This is a genomic window from Streptomyces sp. NRRL S-87, from assembly GCF_000719335.1.
GTDB lineage: Bacteria > Actinomycetota > Actinomycetes > Streptomycetales > Streptomycetaceae > Streptomyces.
Genome location: NZ_JOGB01000104.1, coordinates 1 through 9,772, shown reverse-complemented (window position 1 = coordinate 9,772; position 9,772 = coordinate 1). Strand labels below are relative to the sequence as shown.

At 74.7% G+C, this 9,772-nt stretch carries 10 protein-coding genes and 1 riboswitch; of the genes, 6 read left to right on the top strand and 4 right to left on the bottom strand.

Features of this window, described 5'->3' with window-relative positions; all coding sequences use genetic code 11:
* Positions 1-377 precede the first annotated feature (377 nt).
* Positions 378-440, top strand: a riboswitch (guanidine-III (ykkC-III) riboswitch).
* A 72-nt stretch (positions 441-512) separates the two neighbouring features.
* Positions 513-959, top strand: a complete 447-nt coding sequence (locus tag IF43_RS0134730; protein ID WP_030210605.1) for an Ohr family peroxiredoxin — start codon at positions 513-515, stop codon at positions 957-959.
* Positions 960-980: 21 nt separating this feature from the next.
* Here IF43_RS0134730 and IF43_RS0134725 read toward each other — a convergent pair whose 3' ends face one another.
* The gene (locus IF43_RS0134725) at positions 981-2,237 is read right to left on the bottom strand and encodes an ROK family protein (protein WP_030210601.1); all 1,257 of its coding nucleotides are present in this window, start codon (positions 2,235-2,237) and stop codon (positions 981-983) included.
* A 114-nt stretch (positions 2,238-2,351) separates the two neighbouring features.
* Between IF43_RS0134725 and IF43_RS0134720 the strand changes: the two genes are divergently transcribed.
* The 3 genes from IF43_RS0134720 (at position 2,352) to IF43_RS0134710 (ending at position 4,162) form a co-directional block, all read left to right on the top strand.
* Complete coding sequence (locus tag IF43_RS0134720) at positions 2,352-3,017, top strand: alpha-ketoglutarate-dependent dioxygenase AlkB (protein ID WP_030210598.1); 666 nt, start codon at positions 2,352-2,354, stop codon at positions 3,015-3,017.
* A gap of 44 nt (positions 3,018-3,061) precedes the next feature.
* Positions 3,062-3,805: a maleylpyruvate isomerase family mycothiol-dependent enzyme gene (locus IF43_RS0134715; protein ID WP_030210595.1), complete on the top strand. Its 744-nt coding sequence runs from the start codon at positions 3,062-3,064 to the stop codon at positions 3,803-3,805.
* A gap of 84 nt (positions 3,806-3,889) precedes the next feature.
* A complete protein-coding gene (locus IF43_RS0134710) occupies positions 3,890-4,162 on the top strand; it encodes a DUF6332 family protein (RefSeq protein WP_030210592.1) in 273 nt (90 codons plus the stop codon).
* A gap of 15 nt (positions 4,163-4,177) precedes the next feature.
* On the opposite strand, the gene IF43_RS0134705 is transcribed toward IF43_RS0134710, so the two are convergent.
* Both IF43_RS0134705 and IF43_RS0134700 read right to left on the bottom strand, forming a co-directional pair.
* Complete coding sequence (locus IF43_RS0134705) at positions 4,178-4,888, bottom strand: ADP-ribosyltransferase (protein WP_030210589.1); 711 nt, start codon at positions 4,886-4,888, stop codon at positions 4,178-4,180.
* A gap of 165 nt (positions 4,889-5,053) precedes the next feature.
* Entirely contained in the window at positions 5,054-5,749 is a 696-nt protein-coding gene (locus tag IF43_RS0134700; protein WP_030210588.1) for a TetR/AcrR family transcriptional regulator, read from the bottom strand.
* A 189-nt stretch (positions 5,750-5,938) separates the two neighbouring features.
* Between IF43_RS0134700 and IF43_RS0134695 the strand changes: the two genes are divergently transcribed.
* Positions 5,939-6,397, top strand: coding sequence for a nitroreductase/quinone reductase family protein (locus IF43_RS0134695; protein WP_030210587.1), 459 nt, complete (start codon positions 5,939-5,941; stop codon positions 6,395-6,397).
* 93 nt (positions 6,398-6,490) lie between these two features.
* Here the strand turns inward: IF43_RS0134695 and IF43_RS0134690 are convergent, their stop codons facing one another.
* Positions 6,491-7,726: a geranylgeranyl reductase family protein gene (locus IF43_RS0134690; RefSeq protein ID WP_030210586.1), complete on the bottom strand. Its 1,236-nt coding sequence runs from the start codon at positions 7,724-7,726 to the stop codon at positions 6,491-6,493.
* 311 nt (positions 7,727-8,037) lie between these two features.
* Between IF43_RS0134690 and IF43_RS0134685 the strand changes: the two genes are divergently transcribed.
* Positions 8,038-9,402: a dipeptidase gene (locus tag IF43_RS0134685; protein ID WP_030210585.1), complete on the top strand. Its 1,365-nt coding sequence runs from the start codon at positions 8,038-8,040 to the stop codon at positions 9,400-9,402.
* Positions 9,403-9,772 lie beyond the last annotated feature (370 nt).

Below are 9,772 nucleotides of genomic sequence, written 5' to 3'. Positions count from 1 at the left end.
ACCGCTGGGAGGTACCCCCAGCGGCAGGCCCACCCCAGGGGCTTTGGGGGCTCCGCCCCTGGCCTTCGGCCACCCCTGGCCCGGGCCTGCCTCCGGACCAGCCTGCCACCCCTGTCAAGCGCCTCCCCCACACACCACGCGACCCACCAGGCACCGCCAAGGATGTGGTGGGCCGCTCAAGCACTCCCCCACAGACCACGGGACCGGCCTGGCACTGCCGAGGATGCTGCGGACCGAGATGGGATGCGGGCTGCAGCGGGGGCGGTACGAGGCCGGCCGGGGGCAGCAGTCAGGGCGGCAGGGGACGACGGGACCGGGGTGAGCAGCGTCACCCGCGGCGGCGGTTGCGGCGGCCCGGGGTGCTGCCTACGGTGGGCGGCGGTCTGCTCAGAGGACCCCGGACGAGATGCGCCGTACCCGGTCACGCACGACGACGCGACAGTGACCTGCGCCGTGCAGCGTCCCCGTCGTCCCGTGCGGACGGCGGTCCCCGTCGAGCAGAGGACCCCATCGTGGTCGTGCCCCTCACCCGCACCCTGTACAGCACCACCGCCCACGCGAGCGGCGGCCGGACCGGAACCGTCGTCACGGACGACGGCCGGCTCGAGCTCCGGCTGGCGCCCCCGCGCAAGAAGGCGCCGGAGTCGACGAATCCCGAGCAGCTCTTCGCCGCCGGGTACGCCGCGTGCTTCACCTCCGCGCTGGCCGAGGTGGCCGGCGAGTTCGGTGTCGACGCCGCCGCCGCGCGCGTCGCCTGCCAGGTGGAGCTGGGGACGACCGACACCGCCGCCGGGTACGGGCTCGCGGTCACCATGACGGTCTCGCTGCCGGGCTGGCGCGGTGAGGACCTCCTGCCCCTGCTGCACCGGGCGGACGCGGTCTGCCCGTACTCGCAGGCCGTCAAGGGCAACGTTCCGCTCACCCTGCGGGCCGAGGACTCGGTCCCGGCCGCGGGCTGACCGGCGTACCGCCTCAGGCGGTCAGTGGCCTGCCACCGCTGCTCCCTGGCCCAGCAGGAGCGGGTCGTCGAGGACCGGCTGCCAGGCCAGCTCGGCGGCGCCGACCAGGCTGTTGTGGTCGAGGGTGCAGGGCAGGATCGGTACGCCCCCGCTGCGCCCCCAGAGGCTGCGGTCGGCGACCACCGCCCGCAGCCGCTCGGGGGCCGCGTTCAGCAGCTCGCGGTGCAGGCCGCCGAGGATGATCCGGTCGGGGTTGAGGATGTTGACCAGCCCCGCCAGGCCGAGGCCGAGGCGGTCCACGAGCTCTTCGGTCGCGTGCCGCACGGCCGGGTCGGCGGCCTCCGCGCGCAGCAGGTCGCGGGCCTGGTCCAGCAGCGAGACCTCGGGGCCGGGGGTGCGGCCCGCGGCCTGGAGGAACGCGAGCGGATCGGCCTCCACGTCGAGGCAGCCGCGGCCGCCGCAGTGGCAGGCCCGGCCGTCGGGGTTGACGGTCAGGTGGCCGACCTCCAGGGCGAGTCCGGAGCTGCCGGAGTGCAGGCGGCCGTCGAGTACGAGCGCGCCGCCGACGCCGCGGTGGCCGGTGGCCACGCACAGGAGGTGCTGGGCGCTGCGGCCGGCGCCGTGGCGGTGCTCGGCGAGGGCGGCCAGGTTCACGTCGTTGCCGGTGAAGGCGGGTCCGTCGATGCCGGCGGCGCGGACGCGTTCGGTGAAGATCTCGCGCACCGGGGCGCCGGCGGGCCAGGCGAGGTGCAGCGGGTTGAGGGCCGTGCCGTCGGGCTCGGCGACGGCGGACGGGACGGCCAGGCCGGCGCCCACGCAGCGGCGGCCGCTCTTGGCGAGCAGGGCCGCACCGGCGTCGACCACTTCGCCGAGCACCTGCGCCGGGTCGGCGGAGACGGTCACGCACCCCGGCGTGGTGTCGACGATGCGGCCGCCGAGGCCGACCAGGGCGGCGCGGAAGCCGTCGGGGTGGACCTGCGCGGCGAGGGCGACGGGCCCGTTCTCGTCGACCGCGAGCCGGTGCGAGGGCCGACCCTGGGAGCCGCCGGCCACACCGGGGCGGGAGTCCACGCGGATCAGGCCGAGGGCCTCCAGCTCGGCCGCCACGGCGCCGGCGGTGGCGCGGGTGACCCCGAGCTCGGCGGTGAGCACGGCACGGGTGGGGGCCCGTCCGGTGTGGACGAGCTCGAGGGCCGGACCCAGCGCCCCGCGCCCCCTCTCCAGCTTGGTGCGCGTGGACAGGTCCGCTGCTCGCCTCGGGGCCGCTTCGCCGTTCATGAAGCCGATCCTCGCATGATCCACGCTGTGGCCCGTATCCGCTCCTGCTGTCGGTGGCCCGTACTACGGTCGGGGCAGGACGCCCTCTACCGTCGGGGGTGGGAGGTGGATGCGATGACCGGGCTGTTCCCGAGACCGCGGCCGGTGCTCGCGGAGGGTGCGGTGCACGTGCCGGGCTGGCTGCCGGCCGAGCGGCAGCGGGAGCTGGTGACGGCCTGCCGTGAGTGGGCGCGCGGGCCGGTGCCGATGCGGCACACGCGGCTGCCCGGGGGCGGGGTGATGTCCGCGCAGACGGTGTGCCTGGGCTGGCACTGGCTGCCGTACCGGTACTCGCGCACGGCGGACGACGTGAACGGCGCGCAGGTGGCGCCCTTCCCGGAGTGGCTGGCGGAGCTGGGGCGGGAGGCGCTGCGGGAGGCGTACGGGGACCCGGCGGCCGGTGACGGGTACGAGCCGGACACCGCGCTGGTCAACTTCTACGACGGTGACGCGCGCATGGGGATGCACCAGGACAAGGACGAGCGGTCGGATGCGCCGGTGGTGTCGCTGAGCATCGGCGACTCGTGCGTGTTCCGCTTCGGGAACCCGGAGGACCGGGGCCGGCCTTACACGGACGTGGAGCTGGAGTCCGGGGACCTGTTCGTCTTCGGGGGGCCGTCGCGGTTCGCGTACCACGGCGTGGTGAAGGTGCTTCCGGGGACGGGCGATCCGGAGGTGACGGGCCTGGCGTCGGGGCGGATCAACCTCACGCTGCGGATGACGGGGCTCGCGGACGCCTGACGGCGGCGCGGCGCTGCCCCGCTCCGGGTGGCACACTCGCCCCCATGGAGACCATGGACTACCTCAAGACGCTTGACGAGCAGGGTCGTTCGCTCGCGGACACGGCCGAGCGGGCCGGCCTGGACGCCCCGGTGCCCACCTGTCCCGGCTGGCGGGTCGCCGACCTGCTGCGGCACACGGGCGCGGTCCACCGGTGGGCCGCGCGGGCCGTCGGGGAGCCGCTGCGGGAGGGGGTCCCGCTCGGCGCGGGCCCGGAGCTGGTCGGGGTGGATCTGCTGGCGTGGTTCCGTGAGGGCCATGCGGCGCTGGTGAAGACTCTGGAGGCCGCCCCGGCGGACGTGGAGTGCTTCACCTTCCTGCCCGGCGTGACCTCGGCGCGGAGGTTCTGGGCCCGGCGCCAGGCGCACGAGACGACCGTGCACCGGGTGGACGCGGAGTCGGCGCTGGGCGGCGGGTTCTCGGCGGTGGCGCCGGAGTTCGCCGAGGACGGGGTGGACGAGCTCCTGCGCGGGTTCCTCGTGCGGCCGCGGACCACCGTGCGGACGGACCGCGACGCGGAGCGGGTCATGCGGGTGCGGGCCACGGACACCGGCGCGGTGTGGACGGCCCTCGTCTCGCGGGAGCCGCTGGTGGTGGTGCGTACGGACGAGGGCCCGGCGGACTGCGAGGTGAGCGCCCCCGCGCAGTGGCTGTACGAGGCGCTCTGGAACCGTCGCCCGCTGACGGGCCCCGCCGTCTCGGGCGATCTGGAACTGGCGCGGTTGTGGTCGGAGCAGGCCCGTATCTGACGGCGGGGCGGCCGCACCCTCCGGAGACACGCGCGGGGCGCCCGGTGTTGGCGCGGCGCGGGCCCGCTTTGTGAGACTGCCCGTATGGCACCGAGGTCACGCAAGGCGATACAGGTCCGGCGTACACAGGCGGACCGCGACGCGGTCACGGTGGAGATCGGCTACGCGTTCTTCAGCGCGGGCCTCGCCGCCGCCCTGGTCTTCGGGGCGGTGGCGGGGCCCGCACTGGCTTTCGCCCTGCCGCACGGAGTGGAGCGCGGTCTGACCGCCGCCGCCTGCGGGCTGGCGGTCGCCGTCTTCCTCCTGCGGGTCACGCACGTCCTGTGGCGCTTCGGCCGTCGTCCGGACGGGACCTGACGGGCCGGAGGGCGACTACCCGGGGTAGGCGTTGCGCCAGGGCTCGTAGTACGGGTTGTCCTGGCACTGGTTCATGATCTCGATCTTCTTCTCCTTGTCGACGGGGCAGACGCCGACGATGAAGCGGCGCTCGATGCCGCCGGGGAAGGCGACCTCGACCTGGGACGCCCACTTGTGCGTGTCGCCGATGGTCAGGTTGACGTCGACCCCGCCGGGGGCGTCGACGTAGTAGTTCCAACCGCTCTTCCACCAGGTCTTGTAGAGGTCGTGGTCGTACGTCGTGGAGACGTACGGCGAGGGCTGGTTGACCAGGACGTACTGCTCGACGTCGTACTGGCCGGTGAGTACGTCCTTCGGGGCGAAGCCCTGTGCGAAGACCGTCTCCGGCGGGCGGCTGTCCGAGCGGTAGAGCTGCTTGCAGTTGATGCGCCAGGACGGCGAGGGCGTGATGCGGTCGAGGTCGACGCGCTTGTCGAGGGCGGGGTAGAGGTGGTCCGTGACGCGGGGGCAGGAGTTGGCGGGCGCGGCGGCGAGCGCGGGCGCGCCCGCACGGGACCCGAACGTCGCCGCGGCCGCCCGGGCGGCGGCAGCGGAGGTGGCGGAGACCGGGGCGGACCGGGTGGTGGGGGCCGTGGGCGCCTGCTCGGCGGCGGCCGCCGGCGGGACCAGGGCGGCCGCGAGGGCGAGGGCGAGGGCGGCGCAGGGCCGCAGGGCGTTGGTGATCATGGCGGTCACCCTGGTGCCGCACGCCGCCCGGCCCGCGCACCGTCACCCGAAGGTGAGCGTGTTCCCGCCCCGCCTCGACGTGCACGGGTGTGCCCCCTCATCGGGCGGGCGGCCTCAAGGGAGAGGGCCGCTCCACGGGGTGGGGGGGGCCACCGTGGGGGCGGGTCAGTCCGCCGGGCGGAGGCCGACGGAGTGGGCGAGCCGGCCCGCGGAGTGGCGGAAGAACGCGTCCCGCTCCTCCACCACGCGGTTGAACTGGCCGAACACCTCGAAGCAGATGAGGCCGAACAGCTGCGCCCAGGCCGCGACCAGCGCGGGGACGGCTTCGAGCGGCAGGTCCTGGGCGAAGTCGGCGGCCATCCGGGCGGCCTCGGGCCGCAGTTCGTCCCCGAGGGGCGGCAGGTCGAGGCGGCCGGCCCCGTGGGCCTCGCGGACGAAGCCGATCAGGACGTTCCCGACCCGGGCCGCGGGGACGACGGTGTCCTGCGGCGCGGCGTAACCGGGGACGGGCGAGCCGTAGATGAGCGCGTACTCGTGCGGGTGGTCGAGCGCCCAGGCGCGGACGGCGACGCAGACCTCGGTCCAGCGCTCGTACGGCGCCGCGGCGGCGGCCCGGGCGGCGGCCGCCTCGGCGGCGGCGCCGACCGCGTCGTAGGCGTCCACGATCAGCGCGGTCAGGAGGTCGTCGCGGCTGGGGAAGTAGCGGTAGAGCGCCGAGGACACCATGCCGAGTTCGCGGGCCACGGCGCGCAGGGAGAGTTTCGCCGCGCCTTCGGCGGCGAGCTGCTTGCGCGCCTCCTCCTTGATGGCGGCGGTGACCTCGATCCGCGCCCGCTCACGGGCTCCACGCACGGTGCTCATGGAGGCAGTCTGCCACGCTGGAGAGCACTGATCAATGATCGGAGCAGTGCACACAAGAGCGAGCCCCGCTCACCCCAGAATCAGAGCACCGCACACTCGTGAGAGCAGTGCTCTTGCTTTGCCGCCGACCAAGGGTGCACACTGATCTCAAGCGAGAGCACCGCTCTCCCAATTCGCCCGGAGGCCGTCATGAGCGCGTCGCAGAGCCCGTACTACGTCCCCGCCCAGGGCATGGACGCCCGCCTGAACCGCGTCATCGGCAAGCTCGCCCGCCTCGGGATCAGCTTGGCCGGAACGGCCGAGCTCTCGGTACGCGGCCGGGTCTCGGGCCGGATGCAGCGCATCCCGGTCAACCTCCACAAGCACGACGGCGTCCCGTACCTGGTCTCCGCCCGCGGCCACTCGCAGTGGGTCCGCAACATGCGCGTGGCCGGGGGCGGCGAACTGCGGGTGGGGCGCAAGGTGCGGACGTTCACCGCGGTCGAGATCCCGGAGGCCGAGCGGCCGGCCGTGCTGCGCTCGTACCTCAAGCGCTGGGGATGGGAGGTCAACCGGTTCTTCAAGGGCGCCACCGCCGACTCCTCCGAGGCGGAGCTGCTGGCGGCCGCCGGGGACCACCCGGTCTTCCGCATCACCGTCGCCGAGTGACCGGCCGACACCCGGCGACGGACCGCACGGCGCGGCCCGACACCCGGCGGCGGACCGCACGGCGGCGGGCCGGCGCCGAGCGGCCGGTGCGCGTCAGGACGCCGGACGGTCCGCCGACCGGCGCCGGTCCAGGGTCTGCAGGGCGCGGCTCGCCATGGGGTTCGTCCGCACCAGCTCGCCCAACGAGGTCGAGCCGCGCGTGATCCGGGCGAAGGCGCGCCAGGCCGGCCGGAAGCCGGTGATCACCGCGTGCAGCAGCCCCGGCCGCGACTCGAACAGCGTGAGCATCCGGCGCCCGACCGCCATCTCCACGCCCAGCCCCGCCTTGATGGCGAAGGCGTAGTTCAGGGCCTGCCGACGGGTGTCCACGGCGTCCTGCGCCTCCGCGATCCGCACGGCCCACTCTCCCGCCAGCCGGCCCGAACGCAGCGCGAAGGAGATGCCCTCGCGGGTCCACGGCTCCAGCAGGCCCGCCGCGTCGCCGCACACCAGCACCCGGCCCCGTGAGAGCGGCGAGTCGTCCGCCCGGCAGCGCGTCAGGTGGCCGGAGGAGACCTCGGGCTCGAAGCCGGCCAGGCCCAGCCGGCCGATGAAGTCCTCCAGGTACCGCTTGGTGGCGGCTCCCTCGCCCTTCGCCGAGATCACGCCGACGGTGAGGGTGTCCCCCTTGGGAAAGACCCAGCCGTAACTGCCCGGCAGCGGACCCCAGTCGATGAGCACCCGGCCCTTCCAGTCCTCCGCGACGGTGGGCGGTACCGGGATCTCGGCCTCCAGCCCGAGGTCGACCTGGGCCATCTTGACGCCCACGTGCGCCCCGATCCGGCTGGCGCTGCCGTCGGCCCCCACCACCGCGCGGGCCAGGACGGTCTCGCCGTCCGCGAGGACCACGGCGACCGTGCGCCGGTCCGGGACCGCGGGCCCGTGCTGCTCGACCCGGGCGACCTGGGCGCCCGTACGCACCTGGGCGCCGGCCTTCTCGGCCGCGGCGACCAGCTGTGCGTCGAACTCCGGCCGGTTGATGAGCCCGAAGAGCATGTGCCGGGAGCGGCGGGTACGGCCGAACCTGCCGTTCAGGGTGAAGGTGACCGCGTTGACGCGGTCCTTGAACGGCAGCACGAACCCCGGCGGCAGGGCGTCGCGCGACGGACCGATGATGCCGCCGCCACAGGTCTTGTACCGCGGCAGCTCCGCCTTCTCCAGCAGCAGCACCCGACGGCCGGCGGCCGCCGCGGCGTACGCGGCCGAGGCGCCGGCCGGGCCCGCTCCGACCACGACGACGTCCCAGACCTCCTGGCTGCCCTCCTGGGCCTCGACACCGTCCTCCCCCACGTCCTGGGCGCCCCCGACCTCCTGAGCGTCCGCGCCGACCCGGGGCTCCCCGGCAGCGTCCGGTTCGCGGGCTCCGCCGGCCTCCTCGGCCCCGCCCCCGCCCCGCACGCCGTCCGTGCCCTCCAGGCCCTCCGCGCCGCCGTCGAATTCCCCGTGCTCGCTGCTCACGATGTGTCGCTGCTCCCGATCCTGATGTTGCTCCGGTGCCGAGCCGCATCCTACGGCGGACCCCCGACGACCCCTGTGGGAAGATCGGCGGTGCCCACCCGGCTCACACGCAGTACAACGTCGCACCCACCAGGAGCGTGCCCATGTCCACCCACCCGATCGCCGAGACCGTCGCCTCGCTCATGCCCCGCGCCAAGACGGAGCTGGCCGAACTGGTGAGGTTCCGGTCGGTCGCCGACTGGGCGCAGTTCCCCAAGAGCGAGAGCGAGGGTGCGGCGAACTGGGTGGCCGACGCGCTGCGCACCGAGGGCTTCCAGGACGTCGCGCTGCTCGACACCCCGGACGGCACGCAGTCGGTGTACGGCTACCTGCCCGGCCCCGCAGGGGCCCCGACGGTCCTGCTGTACGCGCACTACGACGTGCAGCCCCCGCTGGACGACGCCGCCTGGATCTCCCCGGCCTTCGAGCTGACCGAGCGCGACGGCCGCTGGTACGGCCGCGGCGCCGCCGACTGCAAGGGCGGGTTCATCATGCACCTGCTCGCACTGCGCGCCCTCAAGGCCAACGGCGGCGTCCCGGTGGGCGTGAAGGTCATCGTCGAGGGCTCCGAGGAGCAGGGCACCGGCGGCCTCCAGCAGTACGCCGAGGCCCACCCCGAGCTGCTCACCTCCGACGCCATCGTCATCGGCGACGCCGGCAACTTCCGCCTGGGCCTGCCCACCGTGACGGCCACGCTGCGCGGCATGACGCTGGTCCGCATCCAGGTCGACACCCTGGCGGGCAACCTGCACTCGGGCATGTTCGGCGGCGCCGCCCCGGACGCGCTGGCCGCCCTGATCCGCGTGCTGGACTCGCTGCGCGCCGAGGACGGCTCCACCACCGTCGACGGCCTCACCGCGGACGCCGTCTGGGAGGGCCTGCAGTACCCGGAGGGCGACTTCCGCGACGACGCACGGGTGCTCGAAGGCGTGGACCTGATCGGCGACGGCTCGATCTCGGACCGCCTGTGGGCCCGGCCGGCCGTGACGGTGCTGGGCATCGACTGCCCGCCCGTGGTCGGCGCCACCCCGTCGGTGCACGCCAGCGCCCGTGCGCTGATCAGCCTGCGCGTGCCGCCGGGCATGGACACCGTCGAGGCCAACAAGCACCTGATGGCGCACCTGGAAGCCAAGACGCCGTGGAACGCGCGCGTCAAGGTCGAGCAGGTCGGCTCCGGCCAGCCCTTCCAGGCCGACACCGCCAGCCCGGCGTACGCCTCCATGGCCGCCGCGATGCAGGTGGCATACCCCGGCGAGGAGATGCAGGCCGCCGGCATGGGCGGGTCGATCCCGCTGTGCAACACCCTGCAGACGCTCTACCCCGACACGGAGATCCTGCTGATCGGCCTGAGCGAGCCGGAGGCGCAGATCCACGCCGTGAACGAGAGCGTGTCGCCGGAGGAGCTGGAGCGCCTGTCCGTCGCGGAGGCCCTGTTCCTGATCAACTACGCGGAGTCAAAGAAGGCCTGAGGCGCGTGGGTGCGGGCACGAGGTGGGGGGCCTGCCTCCCACCCGCGCGCCCGCACCCGGGCGCCCGCACCCGCACCCGCACCCGCACCAACCCCGCAGACCCAGCCCCCGAGCCACCCAGCCACCCAGCCACCCAGCCCCCGAGCCACCCAGCCCCCGAGCCACCCAGCCACCCAGCCACCGAATGGTGCAGGGGTACCGGCTGCCGCTCCGCAGCCCGCCCCGCCCCGCCCCGCCCCAGATCAAGGGGCCGCAGGACACGAAGCTCCCGGTCAGGCCGTCCCGTGGTGTGTGGGGGAGGCGCTTGACAGGGGTGGCAGGCTGGACCGGAGGCAGGCCCGGGCCAGGGGTGGCCGCAGGCCAGGGCGAA

Excerpts from the sequence above, each read along its gene's own strand:
- IF43_RS0134725 (WP_030210601.1), bottom strand. The coding sequence starts at position 2,237 with ATGAACGGCGAAGCGGCCCCGAGGCGAGCAGCGGACCTGTCCACGCGC.
- IF43_RS0134720 (WP_030210598.1), top strand. The coding sequence starts at position 2,352 with ATGACCGGGCTGTTCCCGAGACCGCGGCCGGTGCTCGCGGAGGGTGCG.
- IF43_RS0134715 (WP_030210595.1), top strand. The coding sequence starts at position 3,062 with ATGGAGACCATGGACTACCTCAAGACGCTTGACGAGCAGGGTCGTTCG.
- IF43_RS0134710 (WP_030210592.1), top strand. The coding sequence starts at position 3,890 with ATGGCACCGAGGTCACGCAAGGCGATACAGGTCCGGCGTACACAGGCG.
- IF43_RS0134705 (WP_030210589.1), bottom strand. The coding sequence starts at position 4,888 with ATGATCACCAACGCCCTGCGGCCCTGCGCCGCCCTCGCCCTCGCCCTC.
- IF43_RS0134700 (WP_030210588.1), bottom strand. The coding sequence starts at position 5,749 with ATGAGCACCGTGCGTGGAGCCCGTGAGCGGGCGCGGATCGAGGTCACC.
- IF43_RS0134695 (WP_030210587.1), top strand. The coding sequence starts at position 5,939 with ATGAGCGCGTCGCAGAGCCCGTACTACGTCCCCGCCCAGGGCATGGAC.
- IF43_RS0134685 (WP_030210585.1), top strand. The coding sequence starts at position 8,038 with ATGTCCACCCACCCGATCGCCGAGACCGTCGCCTCGCTCATGCCCCGC.